This is a genomic window from Agrococcus jenensis (assembly GCF_003752465.1).
Classification (GTDB): Bacteria; Actinomycetota; Actinomycetes; order Actinomycetales; family Microbacteriaceae; genus Agrococcus; species Agrococcus jenensis.
The window spans coordinates 1,252,190-1,277,494 of sequence record NZ_RKHJ01000001.1 but is presented as its reverse complement, the minus strand read 5'-3'; the positions used below and the strand labels follow the sequence as shown (position 1 = coordinate 1,277,494).

Sequence of the window (25,305 nt, the reverse complement as noted above, 5' to 3'; positions counted from 1 at the left end):
CCACGGTGGCAGATCCGGGGTTTCGTCCGCATGTCGAGCGCCCTAGCGTGGCGGCATGACCAAGTACCTCATGTCCTTCCCGAGCGGCGAGATGCAGTTCGCCGAGGAGGACTTCCAGACCGTCGTCGACGAGTCGCACGCCGTGATCCAGGAGGCGAAGGACGCCGGCGTCTACGTCTTCGGCGGCGGCATCGACGAGTCGGTGCCGCCGGTGATGGTGGCCCACGACGGCACCGTCACCGAGGGCACCTACCCGCAGACGCGGCAGCTCGAGGGCGGCTACACCGTGCTCGAGATCCCGACGCGGGAGGAAGCGGTCACGTGGGCGGCGAAGATCGCGAAGGCGTGCCGCTGCCCGCAGGAGCTGCGCCAGTTCGGGTACGACCCGATGAGCTGAGCCGCAGATGCCCGGAGAGCTGTTCGAGGAGCTGCTGTCGGTCGCGTGCGTGCGCGAGCGGGCGGCGGGGCTGCGCTGGTACGAGGCGTTCTTCGGGCGCCCCGCCGACGAGGTGATCGGCGAGGAGGCGCTGTGGCGCGTCGGCTCGGACGCCTACCTCGTGGTCGACGAGCGGCCGGAGCGCGCGGGCGCGTGCACGATCACGTTCGCGGTGCGCGGCCTCGACGCGATGCTCGCGCGGATGGCCGAGGCAGGCATCCGGCCGGAGCACGCGGAGCGCTACGGCAACGGCGTGCACCACGTGACGATCGTCGATCCGGACGGCAACAGCCTGTCGCTCGCCGAGGCGCCGCCGGGCTTCGCGCCCTGAGCGCCGTCGGCCTCGAACGCCGTCAGCCAGAGATCACCGTCAGCAGGTGCCGTTCGCCTGCAGCGCCGGGTCGTGGATGATGCCACCGTCGATGTCGAAGCCCGTCACGAGCGCGTCGTCGAGCACCTCGATCGACTGCAGGGTCAGGGCGGCGGGCAGCGACGACGCGATGCAGACGCTGCGGTCCTGCAGCAGCGGCTCGAGCAGGCCGCCGAACTGCCCCCGCAGCTGGTCGGCCGTCACGGTCGCCTCCGCGACGGTGCCCTCGACGGGCGAGAGCACGAGGTCGCCGTCCGCGGCGCTCGGCGCGAGCGCGAGGCCGAGCGGGATGGTGGCGCCGAGCAACTCGATCTCGGTCGACGCCGTCACGTTCGGCGCCGCGAGCTCGATCGTCTCGGCGGGGAAGCCGTCGATCGTCGAGAGCAGCGAGCGCAGCTGCTCGGGGCTCATCCGCACCTCTGCCGTGCCGCCGGCCCCCGCCCGGTCGGCGCGGATGGGGACGCCCTGGAGCTGCGCGGTCACGTCGCCGCTGAACTCGCCGACCGTCACGTCGTCGGAGGCGATGCGCACGTCGGCGAGCGTGCCGGCGATGAGCTGCGGCAGGAGGATGCCGTCGACCTGCACGTCGACCGGGTGCTCCGCCGGCAGCTGCAGCTGCTCGACGACGGTCGAGCGGACGGTCGCGGGCACCACCTGCCGGGCGACGAGCTCGGCGACGACCGCGAGCACCGCCACGACGACCAGGACGACCAGGACGACGAGGAGCTCGATGAAGCCTCGGCCGCGACGGCGCGGCTTCGCGACGTCGCTCACGAGCGACCCCGCTCGTCGGGTCGGGGGTCGTCGCGCCGCGTCGTCATCACCCGACGAGCGTAGATGCGCGGAGGTCCGGTGGACCTGCACGCGCACCGCCGGACACGCGTGGGGCTCAGACGAGGAACGGCCCGATCCGGAGGATCGGGCCGTGACGAGCGGATGACGGGAATCGAACCCGCGCTATCAGCTTGGGAAGCTGAAGTTCTGCCATTGAACTACATCCGCGTGGCCGCCGGAGCGACGGGCCCATCCTACGCCACGACCGTCCGCCCATGCCTGAAGGCGTGGCTCGCGCGCTCGTGACGGGTCAGGGCGCCCGCCAGAACGGGACCGCGAGCACGGGCCGGCTGCGCGGGCGCGGCCGCGGCGCCGCCGCGGCCGCGCCGTGGTCGCGCGCTACGCCGACTGCTCGCTCGTGACCTCGCGCCGCGGCAGCACCCAGCCGGGGCGGGCGAAGTGGCAGGTGTAGCCGTTGGGGATGCGCTCGAGGTAGTCCTGGTGCTCGGGCTCTGCCTCCCAGAACGGCCCGGCTGCTTCGATCGTCGTCACGACAGGACCGGGCCACAGGCCGGATGCGTCGACGTCGGCGATCGTGTCGAGCGCAACGCGCTCCTGCTCGGCCGACAGCGGGAAGATCGCGGAGCGGTAGCTCGTGCCGACGTCGTTGCCCTGGCGGTTCAGCGTCGAGGGGTCGTGGATCTGGAAGAAGAGCTCGAGGATCTCGCGGTAGCTCGTGCGCGCCGGGTCGAAGACGATCTCGATCGCCTCAGCGTGCCCGGGGTGGTTGCGATAGGTCGCGTGCGCGTTGCTGCCCCCGGTGTAGCCGACGCGCGTGGCGACGACGCCGGAGCGAGCCCGGATCAGGTCCTCCATGCCCCAGAAACAGCCGCCCGCGAGCACGGCGGTCTCGGTGCCGGGGTTCTGCGTGATCGTGCCTGTGTCGGTCATCTGCTGCTCCTTCGTGGTGGATGCGGGCGCTCCGGCGTCGTGATCGCCGAACCCTCTGCTGTGCAACGTGTTCGAGACCGGATCTGGTCCCGGATGGGGCGATCGATGTGCGGCTCGACCCGCGGGCGTCAGGGACGGTACTCGTGCGCGACGAGGTCGTGGTGCTCGGGGTGCTTCACGAGCCAACCCTGCACGAACGTGCACTGCGGCACGATCGTGTGCGGGGCATCCCGCGCGCACCGCATCGCGAACGACGCGAGCGCGCTGCCGACCCCGTGCCCGCCGAACGCCTCGCCGACGACCGTGTGCCGGAGCGTGCGCTCGCCGGTCTCCTCGTCGTCCGAGTAGGCGAGCACGCCGGCGAGGTGATCGCCGATGTGCGCCTCGTAGCGCGAGCGGTCGGTGTCGTCGCCGACGACCACGTGCGAGGACTGCTCCGTCATGGCTCCATCCAAGCCCGTCGGGCCCGTCCCGACAAGGCGCAGCAGCGGTCGTCCTGACCGCCCGCCTCACGGCACGCGGTGCAGCCACTCCTTCGTGCTGAACTTCGTGCGGATGCGCTCGTCGGCCTCCTCGAGCTCAGCAGCGGAGAGCTCGCCGTCGGTGCCGCCGTAGAGCCTGCGGAAGGTCGCCTTCAGCGCGTCCTGCACCTCGGCCTTCTCCATGCCGGTCTGCGAGCGCAGCGGGTCGACGCGCTTCTTCGCGCTCGTCGTGCCCTTGTCCGAGAGCTTCTCCTTGCCGATCCGCAGCACCTCGGTCATCTTGTCGGCGTCGATGTCGTACGACATCGTCGCGTGGTGCAGCACGGCGCCGCCCGCGAGCCGCTTCTGCGCAGCGCCGCCGATCTTGCCCTTCGCCGAGGTGATGTCGTTGAGCGGCGCGTAGAACGCGTCGATGCCGAGCCCCTTGAGCGCCTCGATGACCCACGCGTCGAGGAACGCGTAGGAGTCCTGGAAGCTCATGCCTTGCACGAGGTCGCCGGGCACGTAGAGCGAGTAGGTGATGGCGTTGTCGGGCTCCGAGAACATCGCGCCGCCGCCGGTGATCCGGCGCAGCACCGGGATGCCGTGCCGCTCGGCCGCCTCGGGTTCGACCTCGTTCTTGTACGACTGGAACGAGCCGAGGTAGACCGCGGGGCCGGAGAGGTTCCAGAAGCGCAGGGTCGGGCCGCGCGTGCCCTTCGCGACTGCCTCGGTGAGCACCTCGTCGAGCGCGGTGTGCACGATCGGCAGCCGCGGCTCGTCGTCGATGATCGTCCACTCGTAGTCGCTGAACGAGCTCGCGTGCTGCAGCGCGCGGCGGATCGCGACGCCGACCGACTCGGGGGTGAAGCCGAGCAGCACGGCGTCGGCGGGCAGGCCGGCCTTGATCGCCTCGCCGATCTCGGCGGCGGATGCGGTGACCGCGAGGCCGTTCACCGACGCGTCGATCGCGCCGAGCGCCTCGTCCGGCTCGAGGAAGAAGTCGCCCGCGAGGCGGAAGCCGGCGATGCGGCCGTGCTGCTCCTCGAGGTCGACCACCACGAGCTTGCCGCCGGGGACCTTGTACTCGCCGTGCATGGCTCCAGCCTAGGGCGGGCCGCTCGGCGGATGCCTGCTAGTCGGTGCGGGCGCTCGGCGCGAGCTTCGCGTCGAGCCAGGCGACGAGGTCGTCGAGCACCTTCGACTTGTTGATCTCGTTGAAGATCTCGTGCCGCGCGCCCGGGTAGATCTTGACCGTGACGTCGGTCACCCCGCGCCGGGCGTAGGCCTCCCCCAGTCGCCGCAGCGACTTCGGGCCGGCCATCGAGTCGTCGGAGCCGCCGGCGATGAGCAGCGGCAGCTCGGGCGGGATGCGCTTGCTCGGCACCTGGTAGAGGCGCAGGCCCTCGACGATGCCGAAGGACTTGGCCGGCTTCGCGGCGAAGGTCAGCGGGTCGGCGACGAAGGCGTCGATCACCGACTGATCGCGCGAGAGCCACTCGAAGCCGCTATCGCCGAGGTGCACGTGGCGGGCGTTGAGGTCGCCCGCGTTCACCCAGCCGGGCATCGAGTACGCGGTGCCGCTGAGCACCGCAGCGTCGACGAGCTCGGCGCGGGTGCTCAGCAGCATCTGCGTCACGAGCGAGCCCCACGAGTGCCCGATGATCCCCACCGGCAGCCCCGGGTGCTCGGCGCGGATGCGCTTCAGCACGTTCACGAGGTCGCCGACCACCGCCCGCATGCCGCCCGGGCCGAGCCGGCCGAGCTGCGCGATGTCGCCGCCGTGCTGCTCGATGCCGGTCGCGCCGTGCCCGCGCTGGTCGAGCGCCCAGACGGCGTAGCCGGCCTGCACGAGCCGCTGGGCGACGTGCTCGTAGCGGAGCGCGTGCTCGCCGAGCCCGTGCGCGATGAGCACGACGCCGACGGGCTTGCCCGGCTTCCAGCGGTAGGTGTGGATCGTCACGCCTTGGAGGTCGACGAACGTCGACTCCTCACGCAGCGCGGTGAACTGGGGCACGTCGGGAGTCTACGTCGAGGCGTGCGGACGCGAGCCGAGACGCCCGTCAGCATCCGCTCAGGTCAGTCGAGCGCACCTCGGACCGCGACCGCGATCGCCGGCCTCGGGTCGGATGCGTCGTGGCGCGCGATGCGGTGCAGGATCAGCCCCTCGCAGAGCGCCATGAGCGCTTCGGCGGCCACCGCCGGCTCGGCCGCGCCGAGCGCGGAGAGCGCCTCGCGCGTGACGACGACGTAGCCCTCGCGCGCGGCCGCGAGCCGCGCCCGGAGCCGTCCGTCGTGCGCCGCCTCGAGGAAGAGCACGTGACGCGCGGTCGTTGCCACCCGCTCCGGACCGGTGACGAGCTCGACGAGGCCGGCGAGCACCTCGACGAGCTCAGCCGGGCCCTGCGGGCGCATCGCGTCCCGCAGCTCCGACATCTCCGCCGCGGCGATGCCGTCGACCGCTCCCTCGAGCAGCGCCGCACGAGTGCGGAAGTGGTTCGAGGTCGAGCCCTCGGACAGGCCTGCGGCCTGGTCGACCCGCCGGTGCGTGAGCGCGCGGGCGCCCTCGGTGCCGAGCAGCGCGATCGCCGCCTGCACGATGCGCTCGCGAGTGCTGCTCACGCGCGCCACCCTACGGCCGGAGCCGCCGACGAACTCGCCTCTCGCCACATCACTACGATCGTAGTACGTTGCCGCCATGCAGGTATCGATGCAGGCGCCAATGCCGGAGGTGGCAGGCGTCACCCATCGCCGGATCCGGGCCGGCGACCTCGACGTGCACGTCGCCGAGGCGGGCGAGGGCCCGCCCGTCATGCTGCTGCACGGCTCCCCGCAGCACTGGTTCGAGTGGCGCCGGGTGCTGCCGCTGCTCGCCGCCGATCACCGGGTCGTCGCGCCGGACCTGCGCGGATGCGGGTGGACCTCCGCGCCCGCCTCCGGCTACGACCTCGACACCCAGACGCGCGACGTGCTCGCGATCCTCGACGCGCTCGGGCTCGAGCGCGTGACGCTCGTGACCCACGACTACAGCGCCTTCATGGGGTGGCGGATCGCGTTCGACCACCCCGGCCGCCTGGACGCGCTCGTCGCGCTCGGCGCACCGCATCCGTGGTTCCGCCCGACCGCCGCGATGGCCGCGCAGCTCTGGCGCGTGTGGTTCCAGCCGGTGCTCGCGATGCCGGGCCTCGGCCAGCTCGTCGCGCGCGGCGGGCGGCAGCGCGTCGTGCGGTCCATGCTCGACGGATCCCGGCCGACGTTCGACGAGGCGGCGCGGCAGTCGTTCCTCGCCGCCTGGCGACCGTCCGAGCGCGCGCGGGCGCTGTCCTCGATCTATCGGCGGCTGATCCTCCCCGGCATGGCCGCGCTCGCGCGCGGGCCCTACGACGGTCGGCACCTGGCCGTGCCGACGCGGATCGTGCTCGCGGGCGACGACCCCGTCATCCGCGAGGCGGGCATGGGGCCCTGGCGCGGCACGGCGCACGACCTGCGGACGTCGACCGCGGAGCGCGCCGGCCACTACATCGCCGACGACCGTCCCGATGCCGTGGCGGCGGCGGTCCGCGAGCTCACCGGCCGCTGAGCCGCTCAGGCCGTGGCGAGGCGCTTCGCGAGGTGGTGGCCGGTGAGCGAGTCACCGGGGCTGGCCGCGAGCGCCGCGGGTGTGCCCTCGTAGACGATCGACCCGCCCTGCGCGCCGGCACCCGGCCCGAGGTCGATCAGCCAGTCGGCGCGCGAGACGACGTCGAGGTTGTGCTCGATGACGAGCACCGTGCGGCCGGCGTCGACGATGCGGTCGAGCAGGCCGATCAGGTTGTCGACGTCGGCCATGTGCAGGCCGGTCGTGGGCTCGTCGAGCACGATCACCTCGGCGTTCGTGCCCATCTCGATCGCGAGCTTCAGGCGCTGCCGCTCGCCGCCCGAGAGCGTCGTGAGCGTCTGCCCGAGCCGGATGTAGCCGAGCCCCACGTCGACCAGCCGGCCGAGCATCGGCTGCACCTGCTTCTCGGTGAAGAACTGCTGCGCCTCCTCGACCGACATGTCGAGCACGTCGCCGATCGACCTGCCGCGCAGGTGGTACTCGAGCACCTCCGCCGTGAACCGGCGGCCGCCGCACAGCTCGCACGGCGTCGTGACGCCCGCCATGAACGCGAGGTCGGAGTAGATGACGCCGAGCCCCTTGCACTCCGGGCACGCGCCCTCGGAGTTGGCGCTGAACAGCGCCGGCTTCACCCCGTTCGCGGCGGCGAACGCCTTGCGGATGGGCTCGAGGATGCCCGTGTAGGTGGCCGGGTTGGATCGCCGCGAGCCCTTGATCATCGTCTGGTCGACGAAGGTGGCGCCGTCCCGCGGCAGCGAGCCGTGGATGAGCGACGACTTGCCGGAGCCCGCGACGCCGGTGATCGCGACGAGCACGCCGGTCGGCACATCGACGTCGACGCCCTGCAGGTTGTGCTCGCGGGCGTCGCGGATCTCGATGCGCCCCGCTGGGGTGCGCACCGTCTCCTTGAGCTGCTGCCGGTGCTCGAGGTGCTGGCCGGTGCGGGTGCCGGAGGCTCGCAGCTCGTCGAAGGTGCCCTCGAAGACGACGGTGCCGCCGTGCACGCCCGCGCCCGGACCCATGTCGACGATGCGGTCTGCGATCGCCATCACCTCGGGCTTGTGCTCGACGACGAGCACGGTGTTGCCCTTGTCGCGCAGTCGGCTGAGCAGCCCGTTCATGCGCTCGACGTCGTGCGGGTGCAGCCCCGCGGTGGGCTCGTCGAAGACGTACGTGACATCGGTGAGCGCGGAGCCCATGTGGCGCACCATCTTCGTGCGCTGCGCCTCACCGCCCGACAGCGAGCCGGCTGGTCGGTCGAGCGAGAGGTAGCCGAGGCCGATGGCGTCGAAGGTCTCGAGCAGGTCGACAAGCTTGGCGCGCAGCGGCGCGGTCGCCGCACCGCCCGCGGTGGGCGGGATCGCGGCGATGAACGGCGCGAGGTCGGTGAGCTGCATCGAGGTCGCCTCGGCGATCGTGATGCCCTGCACCCGCACCTCGCGCGCGGCGGCGTTGAGGCGCGAGCCGCCGCACTCGGGGCAGTCCTCGAAGGTCGCGGCGCGCTCGACGACGGCGCGGAGCGTCGGCTTCATCGAGTCGACGTCCTTCACGAACACCGACTTCCGCAGCTTCGGGATGAGGCCCTCGTACGTCATGTTGAAGCCGGCGAAGTTGACCTTCTGCTCCTCGCCGTGCAGGAAGAGGTGCAGCTCGTCGGCGGTGTAGTCGGCGACGCGCTTGTCGGGGTCGAGCAGGCCCGACTCGGCGTAGATCTTCCAGTACCAGGTGCCCACGGTGTAGTTCGGGAAGTCGATCGCCCCGTCGTTGAGGCTCTTCGAGCGGTCGACGATCACGTCGACGTCGATCGTCGAGACCCGGCCGAGGCCCTCGCACGCCATGCACATGCCGCGCGGGTCGTTGAACGAGAACGTCACCGACGACTCGAGCCTGGGCTCGCCCACCCGCGACCACAGGATGCGGAGCATCGTGTACGCATCCGTCGCCGTGCCGACCGTCGAGCGCGAGTTCGCGCCCATCTGGTCCTGCCCGACGAGGATCGCGGCGGTGAGCCCCTCGAGGCTGTCGACCTCGGGCTGCGGCGCGGGCGGCATGAAGCCCTGCACGAACGCGTCGTAGGTCTCGTCGATGAGGCGCCGCGACTCCGCGGCGATGGTGCCGAACACGAGGCTCGACTTGCCGGAGCCGGAGACGCCCGTGAAGACGCTCAGCTGCCGCTTCGGGATGTCGACATCGACGCCCCGCAGGTTGTTCTCGCGCGCGCCCCGCACGCTGATGTGCTCTGCCACGGGATGACGGTAGCGCGAGGCGCCCACAGCCGCGCCTGCCATCCTGGCTCCGTGCCGCAGGTCGTCGTCCGCTCGTGGGTCCCCGTCGAGCCAGCGCTCGCGTTCGCCGTGTCGCAGACGCAGGGCGAGGTGCGGCTGCGCTGGGACCCGTTCATCCGCCACCAGCGGCTCGTCGATGCCGACCGCCCCGCGAAGGGCGTGCGCACGGTGACGCGCACGCGGCTCGGGCTCGGGATGGTGAGCGAGTACGCGTCGTACCGCCCGCCGACCTCGGTGGGCATGACGATGCTGCGGGGGCCGTGGTACTTCGAGCGGTTCGGCGCCGGATGGCGCTTCGCGCCGGAGGACCGCGACGGCGTGCCCGGCACCGCAGCGAGCTGGAAGTACAGCTACACGGTGCGGCCGGCGTGGCTGCGGCCGGTCGCCGAGCCCATCGGCCAGTGGCTGCTGGGCCGCGAGATCCGCGCTCGCATCGCGGCGTTCTCGGCCGCGTGCCAGGACGACGCCGTGCTCGCGGCGGCCAGGGCGGACCTCGCCGCCTAGCCGGATCCGCGCCTAGCGCAGCGCTGCCGCGTCCTCCCTCGGCGTGCGCCGGCGCGCGACGAGCAGCACCGCGGCCGCGAGCACGGCGCCGAGCGCCGCCCCGACGGTGTTCGCGATCGCGTCGTCGACGGCGCACGAGCGACCGAGCGCGGGCGCGAGCGCCTGCACGAGCTCGATCCCCACGGTGAGCACCGCCCCCGCGAGCGCGCCGAGCGCCGGCCTGCGGCTCGCGACGCCGACGAGCAGCCCGATCGGCACGAAGAGCGCAACGTTGGCGAGCGGCTCAGGGCCGGCGAGCGTGCCGTCGCGGCCGAGCACGCAGACGAGCTCGACCTCCCTGCCCGTCGGGTACAGCGTCGTGACGAGCACCGCGACCCCGGCGAGCGCCGCGAGCGCCCAGGCCGCGCGCGGGCGCGGCGCGAGCCACCACCCGAGCGCCGGGCCGACGACGACCGCGGCCGCGAGCAGCGCGAACGCCAGCCACGGATATGCCGCGAGCAGGGTGGAGAGCACATCGTGACGCTACGCCCGGGCGACGGCACCGCGCGTCCGCCGAGCGGATGACCCGTCCATCCGTCGCGCGGCGGGGTCGAGGCCGCGGCTGGTGGCCGGGCGGCGAGTACGATCCCGGAGGCGGCCGGCCGCCGTCCCCAGCTGGAACGACCGAGGAGCCGCATGTTCACCTGGAGCCGCCGCGACGACACGCGACTGCACGCATCCGAGCTCGTGCTCCCGGAGGAGCGCCTCAGCTGGGCCCGCACGATCGGGCTCGGCATGCAGCACGTCGTCGCGATGTTCGGCGCCACCTTCCTCGTGCCGATCATCACCGGCTTCCCGCCGTCGACGACCCTGCTCTTCTCGGGCATCGGCACGATCCTCTTCCTGCTGGTGACGGGCAACCGGCTGCCGAGCTATCTCGGCTCGTCCTTCGCCTTCCTCGCGCCCATCGGCGCGGCGACGACGATCGGCGGCCAGGGCTTCGCGCTCGCCGGCATCGTGCTCGTGGGCGCGCTGCTCGCGATCGTCGGCCTCATCGTGCACCTCGCGGGCACCCGCTGGATCGCCGCCCTCATGCCGCCCGTCGTCTCGGGCACGATCGTCGCCCTCATCGGCTTCAACCTCGCCCCGGCGGCAAGGGACAACTTCCTCGAGGACCCGCTGCTGTCGGTCATCACGCTCGGCGCGATCATCCTCACCGCCGTGCTGTTCCGCGGGCTCGTCGGGCGCCTGGCGATCCTGGTCGGCGTCGTCGTCGGCTACGCCGTCGCGGGCGTGACGAACAACGTCGACTGGACGGGCGTCGAGGAGGCGGCCTGGATCGGGCTCCCGCAGTTCCAGACGCCGACGCTCGACCCCGCGCTCATCCCCTCGCTGCTGCTCTTCGTGCCGGTCGTGCTGCCGCTCATCGCCGAGAACCTCGGGCACGTCAAGGGCGTCGGCCAGCTCATCGACCGCGACCTCGACCCGCTCGCCGGGCGCGCGCTCATGGCCGACGGCGGCGCGACGGTGCTCGCGGGCCTCTTCGGCGGCTCGGCCACCACGACCTACGGCGAGAACATCGGCGTGATGAGCGCCACGCGCGTGTTCTCGACCGCCGCCTACTGGGTGGCCGCGATCACCGCGATCGTGCTCGGCCTCTCCCCCAAGGTGGGCGCGATCATCTTCGCCGTGCCCGCGGGTGTGCTCGGCGGCGTCACGACCGCGCTGTACGGCCTCATCGGCATCATCGGCGTGCGCATCTGGATCGAGAACCGCGTCGACTTCTCGATCCCGCGCAACCAGTTCGCCGCGGGCGTCGGGCTCATCGTCGCGATCGCGAACTACACGCTCACCGCCGGGCAGCTCGTCTTCGAGGGCATCGTGCTCGGCACCGTCGCGACGCTCGTGATCTACCACCTCATGGATGCGCTCGAGCGGCTCCGCGGACCCCGCACGGACGCCCGGGACGACCACGCGCCGCCGGCGACAGCACCCGCCGGCGAGGCCCGCTGACCCGGATCCCCGGGAGAGGGGTCGAGGCTCGGCGATCCACGTGCCACGATGGCGCCATGGACGCTCCCGGCGATCGCTGATGCCCGCTCTCCCCTCACCGCGCCGCGTCCAGGGCACCTACTACGTGCTCACGCTCGGCAACACGCTCGCGGCCTCGTTCATCTGGGGCATCAACACCCTCTTCCTGCTCGACGCAGGGCTCACGAACCTCGAGGCGTTCGCGGCCAACGCGTTCTACACGGTGGGCGTGCTGCTGTTCGAGATCCCGACCGGCGTCGTCGCCGACACCCTCGGCCGGCGGGCGTCGTACCTGCTCGGCACGCTCACGCTCGCCGTCACGACGGTGCTCTACTGGCTGCTCTGGGTGTGGGAGTCGCCGTTCTGGGCCTGGGCGCTCGTCTCGGTGCTGCTCGGCCTGGGCTTCACCTTCTTCACCGGCGCGGTCGACGCCTGGCTCGTCGACGCGCTCCAGGCGGCCGGCTACGAGGGCAGCCTCGAGACCGTCTTCGGCCGCTCGCTCATCGTCAGCGGCGCGGCGATGCTGTCGGGATCCGTGCTCGGCGGCTTCATCGCGCAGGTGACCGACCTCGGGGTGCCGTTCCTCATCCGCGCGGGCGTGCTGCTGGCGATGATCGTCGTCGCGGGGCTGCTCATGCGCGACCTCGGCTTCCAGCCCGACCGCAGCGAGGGCCCGATCCGGGCGACGCGCACGGTGCTGCGGGCCTCGTGGCGGCACGGGCTCGGCAACGCGCCGGTGCGCTGGCTGCTGCTCGCGAGCCCGTTCACCGCGGGCGTCGGCTTCTACGTCTTCTACGCCCTGCAGCCGCACCTGCTCGAGCTCTGGGGCGACCCCAACGCCTACACGGTCGCCGGCCTCGCGGCCGCGCTGCTCTCGGGCGCCTCGATGCTCGGCGGGGCGATCGCCCCGCTCGTGCGCCGGCTGTTCCGCCACCGCACCTCGACCATCCTGCTCGCGACGGTGATGAGCATCGTCGTGCTCGTGGCGCTGGGCCTCGTGCAGGACTTCTGGGTCGCCATCGGGCTCGTCGCCCTGTGGGGCGTCATGTCGGCCATCGACGACCCCGTGCACCGCGCCTACCTCAACGACCTCATCCCCTCGAAGCAGCGGGCGACCGTGCTCTCGTTCGACTCGCTGCTGGGGTCGGCGGGCAGCACGGCGTTCCAGCCGGCGCTCGGGCGCAGCGCCGACATCGGCGGCTACGGCTTCTCGCTGCTGCTGAGCGGCGCCATCTCGGCGGTCGCGGTGCCGTTCGTGCTGCTGAGCAGGGCGCAGCACGACCCCGCAGACACCCAGCGCGACGTCGACGCCGAGGCGCCGGTGCCGACCGATCGGCCGCCGACGACCGGCACGGCCGTCCCGACCGAGCGGCCGGGCTCGACCGACTAGGCCGAGCCCGTCTCGACGGAGCCACCGGTCGCGCGAGGGGCATGTGCCCTCGCGCCGCCGACCGCTCCGTCCGGATGGAAGCGGCGGGGGTCGAGGAAGCCGATGTCGGTGAAGGGCTGCTCGTCGACGGCGAGCTGCGCGGCGAGCTCGCCGAGCGCGGCGGCGTGCTTGAACGAGTGCCCCGAGCACCCGCCCGCGACGACGACGCGGCCCGAGGCATCCGTCGGTCCGACGACGAACTGGCCGTCGGGCGTGTGCGCCATGATGCAGGTCGTGAGATCGGCGGGCTCGGGGTCGAGGTCGCGGAACGCGGCCTCGACGAGCTCGCGGATGCGGGCGGTGTCGGCCGGGCGGACCTCGCGGTCGATCGCGTCGGGATCGTCCTCGTCGAAGGGGCCGTCGAACTCGGGGCCCACCTTCGCGAGGTCACCGGGCAGGGCGCCGTGGCCCCAGATCCACTCCGCCGTGCCGGGCACGCTGCGGATGAACACCGGGATGCGGTCGATGGACGCGTCGTGGCCGTCGCGCGCGCCGAACCAGCTCATGACGACGCGGTGCGGCCGCACCGGCAGGCCGGTGAGCTGCGCGAGCCACGGGCCTGCGGCGATCACCACGCGGCGGGCGCGCACGTCGCCGCGCTCGAGCCGCACCGTGACGGCGGCGTGCCCGATGTCGCCGACGTCGTCGACCTCGATGCCGAGCACCCGCTCGCCGGTGCGGATGCTGGCGCCGGCGGCGCGCGCGGCGTCGACCGCCGCGACGATCGCCGCCTCGGGCCGCAGCACGCCCGCCTCCGGATCCCAGATGCCCACGTCGCCCGGGTCGAGCCGCGCGAGCGCCGGCAGCCGCTCGGCGATCGCCGCGGCGTCGAGCTGCTCGACGGGCAGGTCGTGCTCGCGGGCGGCGGCGAGCGTGCCGTCGATGATGCGCGTACCGGGCTGTCCGATCATGATGCCGCCGGTCTCGATGAGCAGCTCCTCACCGCTGTGCGCCTCGAGCTCGCGCCACAGCTCGCGCGCGCGGCGAGCGATGGGCGTGAGCCCCGGGTGCTCGAGGCACGCGACGCGGAAGAGCCGCGACCGGCCGTGCGAGCCGCCCCACGGGTGGCCCGGCTCGTGCTGATCGATGCCGACCACGTCGAGCCCGCGCGCGGCCAGGCGCCACGCGGCGCTCGACCCGACCGCGCCGAGCCCGACCACGACGACATCCACGACCCGCTCGCCCTGCTGCTCCACCGCATCCGCCTCCATGCTCCGACCCTAGTTCTCAACGTCGCCGGTGGTCGCACACCCCGCATACCGCCTCCAATCACCACCCGCGACGTTGAGGATCCGGGAATACAGTGTCGGCACCCGCGGTTGCAGATGTCGTTCAACTTTGAAATACTTGCCAGCGACGGAAGGAAGCGCCATGAGCACCATGCAGTTCGGCATCTTCTCGGTGAGCGACATCACCCAGGACCCCACGACGGGCCGCACGCCCACCGAGCACGAGCGCATCAAGGGCTGGATCGCCATGGCCGAGAAGGCCGAGGAGGTCGGCCTCGACGTCTTCGCCGCCGGCGAGCACCACAACCCGCCGTTCTTCTCCTCCTCGCCGACGACCATCCTCGGCCACATCGCGGCGCGCACCGAGCGGCTCATCCTCTCGACCGCCACGACGCTCATCACCACGAACGACCCGGTGAAGATCGCCGAGGACTTCGCGATGCTGCAGCACCTGAGCGACGGCCGCGTCGACCTCACGCTGGGCCGCGGCAACACCGGCCCCGTCTACCCGTGGTTCGGCAAGGACATCCGCGACGGCATCGAGCTCGCGATCGAGCACTACGCGCTGCTCCGGAAGCTCTGGACCGAGCCGGTCGTGAACTGGACGGGCAAGCACCGCACGCCGCTCACCGGCTACACCTCGACGCCCGCGCCGCTCGACGGCGTCGCGCCCTTCGTGTGGCACGGCTCCATCCGCTCGCCGCAGATCGCCGAGCAGGCCGCGTACTACGGCGACGGCTTCTTCCACAACAACATCTTCTGGAACAAGGAGCACACCGAGCGGATGGTGCGCCTGTACCGCTCGCGCTTCGCGCACTACGGCCACGGCGAGCCCGAGCAGGCGTTCGTCGGCCTCGGCGGCCAGATCTTCATGAAGCCGACCGAGCGCGAGGCGAAGGAGCGGTTCCGCCCGTTCTTCGACGTCGCCCCGGTCTACGGCCACGGCCCGTCGCTCGAGGAGTTCACCGAGGCGACCCCGCTCACGGTCGGCACCCCCGAGCAGGTCATCGAGAAGACCCTGAAGTTCCGCGACTACGTCGGCGACTACCAGCGCCAGCTCTTCCTCGTCGACCACGCGGGCCTGCCGCTCGAGGAGGTGCTCGAGCAGATCGAGGTGCTCGGCACCGAGGTCGTGCCGGTGCTGCGCCGCGAGTTCGACTCCGTGCGTCAGGCGGGCGTGCCGGATGCCCCCACGCACGCCGCGCGCGTCGCCGCCGCGAAGGAGGCGGGCACGCAGCTCGGCGAGCAGGGCAGCACCTGGCGCGACCAGGGCGAGCGCTCGGACCTCGACACCGGTGCGGCGATCGCCCGGCAGGGCGGTGAGGCAGCGTGACCTCCCCCCGCATCGCGGTCGTCTCGGCGGGCCTCGGCGAGCCGTCGAGCACGAAGCTGCTGGCCGACCGGCTGCGCGACGCCACCCTGCGCGCGCTCGCCGGTCACGGCCAGCACACCGAGGCGGTCGACGTCGTGCTGCGGCCGCTCGCGCAGGACATCGCGTCGCACATGCTCACGCACAACCCCTCGGAGGCGCTCGCCGCCGCGATCCGCGAGGTGGTGGACGCCGAGGCGATCATCGCCGTCACGCCGACGTTCAACATGTCGTACTCGGGGCTCTTCAAGTCGTTCTTCGACGTGATCGAGGAGGGCCAGCTCGCCTCGATCCCCACCGCGCTCGGCGCGACCGGCGGCTCCGCCCGGCACTCGATGGTGATGGACACGGCGATGCGCCCGATGTTCTCGTACCTCAAGGCGCAGGTCGTGCCGACGGGCGTCTTCGCCGCGAGCGAGGACTGGGGCACCGACTCCGGGCTCGAGCGCCGCATCGAGCGCGAGGGCAAGGAGCTCGCCGACCTCATGGTGGCGCTGCCGCGGCGCCGCGAGGCCGACCCGTTCGACGAGTCGGGCGAGGCGTTCCTGTCGTTCGAGCAGATGCTGGGGCACGCGTGACGAGCGACCGCGTCGCTCCGCGCGCCTGGCGCGCGTACTTCGAGGGCTCGCGGCTGCTCGAGAACGAGCTCGAGCGCCGCATGAAGGCGACGAGCGGGATCGATCTCGGCGACTTCAACGTGCTGCTCGTGCTGTCGGAGGCCGAGGGCGGGCGGATGCGCATGGGCGACCTCGCCCGTGCGATCGCCTTCGCGCCCGGCCGGCTGACGTACCGCATCGCCGCGCTCGAGCGCGAGGAGCTCGTGGTGCGCCAGCCGAGCACCGACGACCGCCGCGGCACCGACGCGGTGCTGACGGATGCCGGACGCCGCCGCCTGCGCAAGGCACGCCCGCAGCACGCCCGGCACGTCGAGGAGCTGTTCCTGGGCTGCCTCGACGCCGACGCCGTCGAGGTGCTCGACCGCGTCTTCAGCCCTCTGCGCTCGCGCCTGCTCGCCCGCGACCACGAGGACTGACCGCCGCGAGGATGTTGTCCGCACGAGCGCAAGCGTGCCGCGCACGAGCGATCTGCCCTCTCGGCAAGGGTCCGCCGCCGACCTAGCATTGCCCCATGGTGGCCCTCGCCGTTGCCGGACTCCTGGTGGTGACACCACGGCGCGTGCACGCAGAGGCGATGGCTCGGACGTTCGAGGCCACCCTCGGGGTACGGAGCGCTGGCGCTGCGACCGGTCACGCCGATGCCGTGGCTCGCATCATCGCGCAGCGGCCGCATGTCGTGCTCATCGACTTCGAGACGGCCGACCTGGTGCTGTGCCTCCGGGCGGTGCGTCGCACCGCTCCGTCGATGCCGGTCGTGGTCTACGGCGTCGGACGCGTCGCGGGCGTCGGCGAGCGCCTGATCCACGCGGCTCGGGCGGGGGTCAGCAGCTTCGTGGATGACGAGCAGCCGCTGGAGGAGATCGTGCCGGTGCTCGAGCTCGCCCTGCAGGGGCAGCCGTACTGCAGTCCGCACGTCGCCAGCGTCCTGCTCCACGCGGTCCAGCTCTTCCGCGAGCTGCCGCTCCCGCGGGACACCGATGCCCGCAGCGCGAGTGCGGTGCTGTCGCAGCGCGAGCGCATCGTCGCCGAGCTCGTCGTGTCGGGACTCACGAATCGGCAGATCGCCAACCACCTCGTCGTATCGGAGGCGACGGTCAAGTCGCACGTGCATGCGATCCTCCAGAAGCTCGGCATACGTCGGCGCGAAGAGGTGCGCCTGTGGTTCGGCCCAGCCCTCGCGCCGCCGGAGGCGCCGCTCCCGCTGCCGCTCCCGCTGCCTGCGTCCGAGCAGACTCCATCCCTGGTCGATGGAGCGCCCCGCCCAGTCCATCGATCGACCTCCACCGTTCCTGCACCGTCCTGGCCGTAGCGCGAGCGAGCCGTCGGCGCGACGCTCGACATAGCAGCGCGGGGTCCCGGCAGCCGACCGACCGACTCCTCGGCCCGCGCACGTACGCACCACTCTGGGGATCGGGGTCGACTGATGGACGTCAAGCAGCTGATGGGTGCGGTCGTCGACGCGCTCTACGACGGGCTCACCGGCGGGAGCGCAGAGCTGCCGCTGCCCGACAACGTGATGGTCAACTGGGTGCTGCCCGGCATCCCGTTCTCGGCGGATGCGTTCGACTTCGCCATCGCCGGCCCGTACTCCGGGCCGACGCCGCTCACGCTGCCCTACTTCCGTGAGCTCGTCGAGACGCTGATGGGACCGCCTGACGACACGGGGGCGACCCCGATGCCCCGAGAGCAGGCGATCGAGACCGCTCGCCTGATGTACCAGCAGCAGCTGCTCGGATCGTGGGAGCAGTGGTCACGGCTGGTGGACTTCATCCCACTGCCGGTGCCGACCGAGGCCTCGGCGCGCTGGACGGCGACCGGCGGCCAGGGCAAGTACAAGCACGTGTCGGTGGTCTACGGGCAGTCGGGCCATCGCTTGAGCGACATGTACGAGGACACGCTCCGGCGATGCGAGGTGGCCGATGAGGAGCTCACCGCCGAGGAGAAGGCGCTCGTCGAGCGGATGCGCTCGCTGCTGACCGAGACGGTCGAGGTCGAGGACTTCCTCACCGGTGAGAAGAAGCAGGAGCAGCGCGACAGCCGCGTCATGATCGCGTACAAGGCGAAGCGGAGCGAGTACGAGAACGCGGTGACCGACTACGCCGGCCGACTCGCGCGCGCGAACACCGGCTCCGCGCAGGACCTCATCGAGTGGCAGCGGTCCGGCGGCATCTACCGCCGCCGCGCCACTGAGGCGCTGCGGGAGTGGGAGTCGGCCGGCTACAAGCTCGACGTCGAACGGGCCCAGGCGACCCTGAACCACATTCTCGGCTCGTCGATGGTGGTGTGGAAGACGAACCTGCTCGCGGCGATCGATGACATCAACAACAACACGACCGGCCAGTTCGGCTACCCGTTCTTCCCAGCCACCGTGCTGCCGGGTTCCTTCGCGCGCTCGGACGGCTGGTCGACCTTCAACGAGCGGTCGCTATCGCAGCGCGCGACCTCGTCGACCCGCTCGCGCAGCGGCAGCGCCGGCCTCGGCTTCAGCCTCGGCATCTTCTCGATCGGTGCGAGCGGCAGCATGAGCAGCACGACGGCCGAGTCCGACTTCAAGTCCGACGACTTCGGCATGAGCTTCGAGTACACGACTGCCGAGATCTCGCGCCCCGCGTTCAACCCCGCGTTCTTCTCCTCCCGGGGCTGGCGGCCCACCACGGAGTTCGTAGCCGACAACGGCCCAGAGCACTCGGACGGCAAGCGGCCGCCGAGCGGCGCGATGATCGGCTTCCCGACGAAAGCGCTGTTCATCCGCAACCTGACGATCTACTCGGCGCAGCTCGCGACGTACATGCGCACGCAGGAGTCGCACATCAAGGGCGGCGGCGCGATCGGGATCGGGCCCTTCATCGTGGGCGGCAGCTACCAGCAGTCGAACCGCTCGAGCGAGTCGAACCTGCAGATCGACACCGCGTCCATCACCGTGAAGGGCCTCCAGCTCGTCGGCTTCATGTCGGCGATGCTCGACAAGGCCGCGAACCCGAACCCCGACGTCGCGAAGTGGATCTGACGAGGCGCGCATGGACGCTGGCCTGCACATCGGCATCGCCGCTTGGATCCACGCCCAGGGCGAGGCCCGCGGCTTCGCCGCCTGGCTCCCGTTCCCCGTCCGCATGACGCTCGTCGACCTCGAGGTCGCGAGCAGCATGAGCGACGTGGTGCGCGCGTGGGAGTTCGCGCAGCTGGCGAACGGCGGGGTGCGCGAGGGGATGCCGGTGGACAGCTCGGCGGCACCGCTCTGGTTGCGGCATCACGCGGTGCTGACGGCGATGGACCACGCGTCCCGCGCGTGGGACGCGACCGAGCAGGCGGAGCTCGAGCGGGCGCTCGCCGTGCTCTTCGAGCCGGGACCCTTCCCCGTGCAGACGCCGTCATACCTCCTCTACGAGGAGTACGCGAAGGCGCACCGGGACCTCGAGCAGACGCACGCGAGCGCCGCCGACATCGCCGCGGTGCTGGCCCTGTGGGTCGTAGCGGGCAGGAAGACGGAGATCGAGGCGGCGCAGGCGACGATCAGCCGGCTCATGCAGCGGTCTTCGCGGCCGGTCGCGGAGGCGGAGCGGGTCATGCTGCATCCGGACCTGCTGCTCAGCACACCATCGGGCAGCTACGCGCCGACGACCATGACGCCGCTGTCGGCCACGGATGAGACGACGTGGCTGCACGCCGAGGCGACCGTCGACGAGCTCGACCGCTCGATCGGCGACTCGCCCGCCAGGACGCAGTGGGATGCGTGGCGGGCCAACCGGCAGGGTTCTGTGCGGTTCAGGTTCATCGCGCTGACGCTGCACCGCTCCTGGTTCACGCCCTCGCTCTACGAGCGCCGCGACTGGCGGCTCGAGAGCGGCGAGGCCGCGGCCGCCGGCGACGGGGTCGGCGGGCCGGTGCCGGCCTTCGCCGACAGGATGTACCTCGCGGCCGTGGAGAGCACGCAGCTGCGCGGCATCGACCCTGGCCCGCGCCCGCAGCGCCCGCCCGACGGGCGCCCGATCGGTCCGATCGGGCTGCGCGACGCGGTGTTGCGGCCCGCCGCGCACCTGGCCCGACCCATGCGCGCCGGCATGAAGGGCCTCGACCTCGCCAGGATCGGGACGGTGCGCCCGGCGGCGGTGCCGTTCGGCCCGACACCGGCGGCCGAGCTGCGTCCCGAGCTCGCGGCCGCGACCGCACGGCCGCCGGTCGTGCCAGGGCCGATCGTGCTGCTGGAGCCGGCCATGCGGCCCGCCGTCCTGGGGCAGCTCGAGCTCGTTCCGCTCGCACGGCTGCACGCTCGCTTCGCGCTCGCGGAGCGCCTCGTCGTCCACGCGCCGGAGGCGCCGACGCCGCCCGCTGCCGCGCCCGCCTACGTCGTCGGCCTCGGCTGCCGAGCGCTGCCGATGGCACCGAACCCCGACGACCGCTACCAGTGGGTCGCCTAGACCATCCGAAGGAGCACATCATGTTTCAATCTCGACGCTTCACCACCGTGGCGACCCGCAGCACCCAGGACCGGCTCCTCGACGCACAGAGCAACGCCCGGCCCATCGTGCAGGGGGAATCGCACCGCGGGGCCGTCGTCGCCATCCAGGAGGCGCTCTGCGCCTTGAACTCCGGCTACATCCCGCCGAACGGCATCGACGGGTACTTCGGCCCGCGCACCTTCGCGGCAGTCGATGCGTTCCAGCGGGAGTACGGGCTCATCGCCGACGGCATCGTCGGCATGCAGACCCTCACGCAGCTCGACGCGCTCTTCTCCGGCGACGTGGTCCGTACGCCCGTCGGCGTCGGTGTGCACGTGGGGGTCGATCGCGTCGATCCCGCGCACTACGGGTCGCCCATGACCCTGCCGTCGTGCGGCAACGACGCTCGCGCGATGGCTGAGATCGCCGGCCGGCTCGGCTACGACACCGCCGTGCTGCTCGACGAAGAGGCGACGACAGCCGCCTTCTACGCGCTGCTGAACAACGCGGCCGTCAACCTCATGCCGGGCGACGCGCTGCTGGTCTCGTTCTCGGGCCACGGCAGCCAGCTGCCGAACGACTCCGCGGACCTCGAGGACGATGGGCTCGACGAGACGACATGCTTCTACGACCGCATGCTGCTCGACGACGAGCTCAACGAGTTGCTGCGCTGCCTGCGAGAGGGCGTCCGGGTGCACCTGGTGTTCGACAGCTGCCACTCGGGCACGGCGTTCAAGTCGATCCTCGACGCCGCCGACGCGAAGGACATCGCGACGGGCCATGCGAAGGACGTCAAGGGGGCGCTCGCGGCGACGAGCCCGCAGGACCTGCAGACGAGCGGCAGCGTGAGCCGCAACGACGTGATCCCGATCACGAAGGGATCGCTGTCGAAGGCGCTCGACGGTGAGGCCCCCGAGCTCGAGGCGGTCGCCGTCGACCGCTCGCGCGACGACGACGTCGCGAGCCTGTTCGGCGACCTCTACGTGCGCACGCAGGTCGGCGACGCCAAGTTCGCCGACGGCACCCAGGTGTATGCGACGAACAAGGAGCTCTACGAGGCGGTGAGGCTCGTCGCGACGAAGTCTGGGCCGGGCGAGCCGGTGCCACCCACGGTCACGATCCTCTCGGCGTGCGCGGACCACCAGACCACCCCGGCCGGCAATCCGCTATCGGCGTTCACCTACAACCTGACGACGGCGTGGGCGGGCGGCAGCTTCTCCGGCTCGTACGAGGAGCTCTACCGCACGGTGCGCTCGTCGTCGCAGCCGGATGCGACCCCCCAGCTCGGGACGCACGGCTCGCGCGGCGCTGCGGCACGGGTGCTCGAGCGACCGTTCGCGCTCTGAGAGGTCGCAGAGCTGAGGAGCGCGAGCGGCGTGCGCGCCGAAGCGGGTCGGGTGGTCACGACACGCCGCGGCGCGGGCGGCGGGGCGGCGTGTCGTGACCACTCGAGGTACCGCGCGGGGGTCGCTTCTTGGGCGAGCCCTCAGCGGTTCCTGAGACGATGACGAGGTGCTGGAGCAGCGACTGCTGGAGAAGGCGATCGGCGATGCCGGTCGCCTGATCGCCGTCGAGCCCTTCGGCGAGGGCAGCATCGCCCGCTTCGCCATCGACGCCGGCGAGCATGCCGGCGACTGGTTCGTCGACAGCTCGCGCCAGCCGGTCGCTCGCGAGACGGGCTTCGTGATCCGCTCGCGCGAGGGCGTCGCCGTCGCCCGCATCTGGCGGCATCCGCTCGACCCCCGGCTGCCGGCGCTCCGCACCGCGCTCGACCCCGTGCGCCTCGGGCGCATCGCGAACGCCGCGGGCAGCGGCGGCCCGATCGAGGCGCGCGTGCTCGCCTACCGGCCGGGCCGCCGAGCGGTCGTGCGGCTGACCCAGCACGGCGTGCACCTGTTCGTGAAGGTCGTCCGGCCCGGGGAGGCGGAGGACCTCGCCGAGATCCATCGCGCATGCCGTGCGGCGGGAGTCCCCGCGCCGGAGGTCGTGCACTGGACGCCCGCGGGCGTCGTCGTCGTGCGCGACGCCGAGGGCACGCCCGGACCCGTCGCCGCGAGCCGCACGCCCGCGGGCGAGCTGCTCGACGCGGTCGACGAGCTGCGCGAGCACCTGCTCTCGGTGCGCACGCGACGCATCGCGCGGGCGTCCGCCGGGTCGCGCATCGACTGGCACCTCGACCGGCTCGCCGCCGACCTGCCCGCGCGCGCCGCCGATGCGCGCGCGCTGCTGCCCGCGCTCGTGCCGCACCTGCGCCGGGTGGGCCAGGCGCGCGTCGTGCACGGCGACCTCCACATCGGCCAGCTCTTCCTCACCGGCGGGCGCGTGTCGAGCGTCATCGACGTCGACACGGCCGGGCTCGGCGACCCCGCCGACGACACCGCCGCGTTCATCGGCCACGCCATCGCGAGCGCCGTCACGAACGAGGTCGCGGGGCGCACGGCGGACGCCGCGCTGCTGCAGGCGATCGCCGACGAGGCGGCCGACCGCTGGCTGCGCGACGCGCACGCAGCGGCGCTCACGGCGCTGCACCTCGTGGGCCACGGCATCCGGGCCGCCGACCGCTCCCCCGAGGCGGCCAGCCTGCTGCTCGATCGCGCCCAGCGCATCGCGCCGGCTCGCGCGAGGCGCTGAGCCGCCGCTCGACGCGGTCAGACCAGGCGGTAGCCCATGCCGCGGACCGTCTCGATCCGGTCGGCGCCGAGCTTGTTGCGCAGGTAGCGGATGTAGACGTCGACGACGTTCGAGCCGGGGTCGAAGTCGTAGCCCCAGACGCGGCTGAGCAGCTGCTCGCGGGACAGCACCTGGCCGGCGTGCCGCACGAGCTCCTCGGCGAGCGCGAACTCGCGCCCGGACAGGTCGACCTCGCGGCCGTCCATCCTCGCGCGACGCGTGCGGATGTCGAGCTCGAGGCCCTGGTGCCGCAGCTCCGAGGGCGCCAGCGTGCCCGCGGCAGCCGACGCCATCCGCAGCCGGACGCGCGCGAGCAGCTCGTCGAAGCGGAACGGCTTCGCCATGTAGTCGTCGGCGCCGCCCTCGAGCCCGGCGACGGTGTCACTCCCGCCCCCGCGCGCGGTGAGGATGATCACCGGCATCGACGATCCCGAGCCGCGCAGCTGCGCGAGCACCTCGAAGCCGTCCATGCCGGGCAGCCCGATGTCGAGCACGAGCAGGTCGAACCCGTCGGTGAGCGCGAGGTCGAGCGCCTCGGGCCCGGTCGCGGCGACGCGGGTGCTGTAGCCGGCCGCGGCCAGCCCCTTCTCGACGAACGCAGCTATGCGCGCCTCGTCCTCGGCGATCAGGATCGATGCCACTGCTGCTCCCGGTGGTCGGCCGTCGTGTGGTCGTGGTCGTGGATGCCGCGGTCGTCCTGCCCCGACGGGGCCGCCGCCGACGCGATCGGCACGATCGCGGGCGGCACGATGGCGCCGGGCAGCGTGAGGATGAACTCGGAGCCGGCCCCGGCATCCGCCACCCACGCCCTGCCTCCGTGCCGGTCGGCGATGAGCGCGACGATCGACAGCCCGAGGCCCGAGCCGCCGTCGCCGCGCCCCTCGGCGGCGCCGCGGCGGAAGCGCTCGAACACCACCTGCTTGAGCTCGTCGGGCACGCCGGGGCCGCGGTCGCGCACGAAGAGCTCGAGGTCGCTGCCGCGCACCCTCGAGCCGATCGAGAACGGCCCTCGCGCGTGCCGCACCGCGTTCGCCGCGAGCTGCAGCATCGCCTGCGTGATGCGGTCCGGGTCGAGCCGGGCGACGACCGGCGTGGCCTCGACGTTCGGGTCGAGGTCGGCGCCGTCGATGGCGAGCGCCTTGACCGCGATCTGCTCGACGAGCGCCGCGACGTCGGTCTCGCGCAGCTCGAAGGCCGCCGGATCGCGCAGGCGGGCGGCGGCGCGCAGGTCGTCGACGAGCCGCGCCATCCGGTCGAGCTCGTCGATCGCGAGCTCGCGCGTCTCGACGACATCGGCCGGGCTCGCAGGATCCACGAGCTCGAGGTGGCCGCGCACGATCGTGATGGGCGTCTTCAGCTCGTGCCCGACGTCCTGCAGCAGCTGCCGCTGGTCCTCGAGCGAGCTGCCGAGCCGGTCGAGCATGCCGTTGACGGTCGCCGCGAGCTGCGACACGTCGTCCTTGCCCGTCACCGGGATGCGCTCCGACAGGTCGGCCCCCGAGGCGCGCTCCGCGACCTCGCGCATGTGCCGGATGGGCCGCAGCAGCCGCCCGGAGACGAGCAGGCCGATGCCGAACGTGGCCGCGGTGGCGAGCAGCGCGGTGAGCGCGAAGACCCGGGCGGCGCCGTCGAGCTCGGCGAGCTCCGCCTCGACGTCGTAGCCGGTGACGAAGACGGCGCGCGGCGGGCCGCTCGCGATCTCGCCGACCGTGACGGGCGCCGCCAGGTAGCGGATCGACCGCGTCCCCTCGACGTAGGTGCCGAGCACCGTGCGACCGTCCGCCGTCTCGGCGACGATCCGCTCGACGAAGCCGGGCAGCTGCTCGAGCGGCACGTCGGGCGCGATGCCGGGCTGCCAGGCCGCCTCGCCGTCGACGATGCCGAGGGTGCCGGTGTTGTCGTCCGGCGCGAGCCGCTGCACGATCGTCGAGACGGCCTCGTCGGTCGACGACCAGTCGTCCCCCTCGACGATGAACCGCACGGAGTCGAGCGCGGCGTCGAGGTTGGCGTCGATCTGCTCGAGCACCCGCACGCGATCGACCGCGTAGGCGACGCTGCCCGCGGCGATGGCTGTGATGAGCGACAGCAGCGTCAGGAGCCCCACGATCCGCGAGCGCACCGTCCAGGTGCGCAGGCGAGAGCGTGGCGCGTCGGGCATCTGACCAT

25 protein-coding genes and 1 tRNA gene are annotated in these 25,305 nt (G+C 72.4%); 14 read left to right on the top strand and 12 right to left on the bottom strand.

The window, feature by feature from the left end:
- Positions 1–55: 55 nt before the first annotated feature.
- Positions 56–397, top strand: a complete 342-nt coding sequence (locus tag EDD26_RS06350; protein ID WP_123696936.1) for a YciI family protein — start codon at positions 56–58, stop codon at positions 395–397.
- A gap of 7 nt (positions 398–404) precedes the next feature.
- The gene (locus EDD26_RS06345; protein WP_123696935.1) at positions 405–767 is read left to right on the top strand and encodes a VOC family protein; all 363 of its coding nucleotides are present in this window, start codon (positions 405–407) and stop codon (positions 765–767) included.
- 39 nt (positions 768–806) lie between these two features.
- On the opposite strand, the gene EDD26_RS06340 is transcribed toward EDD26_RS06345, so the two are convergent.
- From EDD26_RS06340 to EDD26_RS06310, 7 genes are all read right to left on the bottom strand, one after another.
- Positions 807–1,580 carry an LmeA family phospholipid-binding protein gene (locus EDD26_RS06340; protein ID WP_123696934.1) on the bottom strand — a complete coding sequence of 258 codons (774 nt, stop codon included), beginning with the start codon at positions 1,578–1,580 and terminating at the stop codon, positions 807–809.
- Positions 1,581–1,737: 157 nt separating this feature from the next.
- Positions 1,738–1,808 (bottom strand) — tRNA-Gly (locus tag EDD26_RS06335).
- A gap of 171 nt (positions 1,809–1,979) precedes the next feature.
- Entirely contained in the window at positions 1,980–2,531 is a 552-nt protein-coding gene (msrA, locus tag EDD26_RS06330) for a peptide-methionine (S)-S-oxide reductase MsrA (RefSeq protein ID WP_123696933.1), read from the bottom strand.
- Positions 2,532–2,659: 128 nt separating this feature from the next.
- On the bottom strand, positions 2,660–2,974 hold the full coding sequence (locus EDD26_RS06325) for a GNAT family N-acetyltransferase (protein ID WP_123696932.1): 315 nt from the start codon (positions 2,972–2,974) through the stop codon (positions 2,660–2,662).
- Between the two features lie 66 nt (positions 2,975–3,040).
- Positions 3,041–4,090, bottom strand: a complete 1,050-nt coding sequence (gene lplAB / locus EDD26_RS06320) for a lipoate-protein ligase LplAB (RefSeq protein WP_123696931.1) — start codon at positions 4,088–4,090, stop codon at positions 3,041–3,043.
- 37 nt (positions 4,091–4,127) lie between these two features.
- A complete protein-coding gene (locus EDD26_RS06315; protein WP_123696930.1) occupies positions 4,128–5,009 on the bottom strand; it encodes an alpha/beta fold hydrolase in 882 nt (293 codons plus the stop codon).
- A 62-nt stretch (positions 5,010–5,071) separates the two neighbouring features.
- Positions 5,072–5,614, bottom strand: coding sequence for a TetR/AcrR family transcriptional regulator (locus tag EDD26_RS06310; RefSeq protein ID WP_123696929.1), 543 nt, complete (start codon positions 5,612–5,614; stop codon positions 5,072–5,074).
- 76 nt (positions 5,615–5,690) lie between these two features.
- Between EDD26_RS06310 and EDD26_RS06305 the strand changes: the two genes are divergently transcribed.
- Positions 5,691–6,572, top strand: a complete 882-nt coding sequence (locus EDD26_RS06305) for an alpha/beta fold hydrolase (RefSeq protein ID WP_123696928.1) — start codon at positions 5,691–5,693, stop codon at positions 6,570–6,572.
- 5 nt (positions 6,573–6,577) lie between these two features.
- Here EDD26_RS06305 and EDD26_RS06300 read toward each other — a convergent pair whose 3' ends face one another.
- Positions 6,578–8,878 (bottom strand): ATP-binding cassette domain-containing protein, encoded by a 2,301-nt coding sequence (locus EDD26_RS06300; RefSeq protein ID WP_123696927.1) that lies wholly within the window; start codon positions 8,876–8,878, stop codon positions 6,578–6,580.
- Positions 8,879–8,887: 9 nt separating this feature from the next.
- On the opposite strand from EDD26_RS06300, the gene EDD26_RS06295 reads away from it, so the two are divergent.
- Positions 8,888–9,379 carry an SRPBCC family protein gene (locus EDD26_RS06295; protein WP_245989781.1) on the top strand — a complete coding sequence of 164 codons (492 nt, stop codon included), beginning with the start codon at positions 8,888–8,890 and terminating at the stop codon, positions 9,377–9,379.
- 12 nt (positions 9,380–9,391) lie between these two features.
- Here EDD26_RS06295 and EDD26_RS06290 read toward each other — a convergent pair whose 3' ends face one another.
- Complete coding sequence (locus EDD26_RS06290) at positions 9,392–9,892, bottom strand: VanZ family protein (protein WP_123696926.1); 501 nt, start codon at positions 9,890–9,892, stop codon at positions 9,392–9,394.
- Positions 9,893–10,054: 162 nt separating this feature from the next.
- Between EDD26_RS06290 and EDD26_RS06285 the strand changes: the two genes are divergently transcribed.
- Both EDD26_RS06285 and EDD26_RS06280 read left to right on the top strand, forming a co-directional pair.
- Positions 10,055–11,371 (top strand): uracil-xanthine permease family protein, encoded by a 1,317-nt coding sequence (locus EDD26_RS06285; RefSeq protein ID WP_123696925.1) that lies wholly within the window; start codon positions 10,055–10,057, stop codon positions 11,369–11,371.
- A 79-nt stretch (positions 11,372–11,450) separates the two neighbouring features.
- Positions 11,451–12,779 carry an MFS transporter gene (locus EDD26_RS06280; protein ID WP_123696924.1) on the top strand — a complete coding sequence of 443 codons (1,329 nt, stop codon included), beginning with the start codon at positions 11,451–11,453 and terminating at the stop codon, positions 12,777–12,779.
- Here the strand turns inward: EDD26_RS06280 and solA are convergent.
- Positions 12,776–14,029 (bottom strand): N-methyl-L-tryptophan oxidase, encoded by a 1,254-nt coding sequence (gene solA, locus EDD26_RS06275; RefSeq protein WP_123696923.1) that lies wholly within the window; start codon positions 14,027–14,029, stop codon positions 12,776–12,778. The two genes, EDD26_RS06280 and solA, sit on opposite strands and share 4 nt — an antisense overlap.
- A gap of 169 nt (positions 14,030–14,198) precedes the next feature.
- On the opposite strand from solA, the gene EDD26_RS06270 reads away from it, so the two are divergent.
- The 8 genes from EDD26_RS06270 (at position 14,199) to EDD26_RS06235 (ending at position 23,100) form a co-directional block, all read left to right on the top strand.
- Positions 14,199–15,380, top strand: coding sequence for an LLM class flavin-dependent oxidoreductase (locus tag EDD26_RS06270; protein ID WP_123698479.1), 1,182 nt, complete (start codon positions 14,199–14,201; stop codon positions 15,378–15,380).
- A complete protein-coding gene (locus EDD26_RS06265) occupies positions 15,377–15,994 on the top strand; it encodes a CE1759 family FMN reductase (RefSeq protein WP_123696922.1) in 618 nt (205 codons plus the stop codon). Before EDD26_RS06270 ends, EDD26_RS06265 begins: the two co-directional genes overlap by 4 nt.
- Positions 15,991–16,449, top strand: a complete 459-nt coding sequence (locus EDD26_RS06260) for a MarR family winged helix-turn-helix transcriptional regulator (protein ID WP_245989780.1) — start codon at positions 15,991–15,993, stop codon at positions 16,447–16,449. Before EDD26_RS06265 ends, EDD26_RS06260 begins: the two co-directional genes overlap by 4 nt.
- Before the next feature lie 227 nt (positions 16,450–16,676).
- Positions 16,677–17,342 (top strand): response regulator transcription factor, encoded by a 666-nt coding sequence (locus EDD26_RS06255; protein WP_170165554.1) that lies wholly within the window; start codon positions 16,677–16,679, stop codon positions 17,340–17,342.
- 114 nt (positions 17,343–17,456) lie between these two features.
- Positions 17,457–19,040: a hypothetical protein gene (locus EDD26_RS06250; protein WP_123696920.1), complete on the top strand. Its 1,584-nt coding sequence runs from the start codon at positions 17,457–17,459 to the stop codon at positions 19,038–19,040.
- Between the two features lie 10 nt (positions 19,041–19,050).
- Positions 19,051–20,448: a hypothetical protein gene (locus EDD26_RS06245; RefSeq protein ID WP_123696919.1), complete on the top strand. Its 1,398-nt coding sequence runs from the start codon at positions 19,051–19,053 to the stop codon at positions 20,446–20,448.
- Positions 20,449–20,468: 20 nt separating this feature from the next.
- Positions 20,469–21,815, top strand: coding sequence for a caspase family protein (locus tag EDD26_RS06240; RefSeq protein WP_123696918.1), 1,347 nt, complete (start codon positions 20,469–20,471; stop codon positions 21,813–21,815).
- Between the two features lie 166 nt (positions 21,816–21,981).
- A complete protein-coding gene (locus EDD26_RS06235) occupies positions 21,982–23,100 on the top strand; it encodes a phosphotransferase family protein (RefSeq protein ID WP_123696917.1) in 1,119 nt (372 codons plus the stop codon).
- A 17-nt stretch (positions 23,101–23,117) separates the two neighbouring features.
- Here the strand turns inward: EDD26_RS06235 and EDD26_RS06230 are convergent, their stop codons facing one another.
- Complete coding sequence (locus tag EDD26_RS06230; protein WP_123696916.1) at positions 23,118–23,780, bottom strand: response regulator transcription factor; 663 nt, start codon at positions 23,778–23,780, stop codon at positions 23,118–23,120.
- A complete protein-coding gene (locus tag EDD26_RS06225) occupies positions 23,765–25,297 on the bottom strand; it encodes a sensor histidine kinase (RefSeq protein ID WP_123696915.1) in 1,533 nt (510 codons plus the stop codon). The genes EDD26_RS06230 and EDD26_RS06225 overlap by 16 nt, the downstream gene beginning before the upstream one ends.
- Positions 25,298–25,305: the final 8 nt, after the last annotated feature.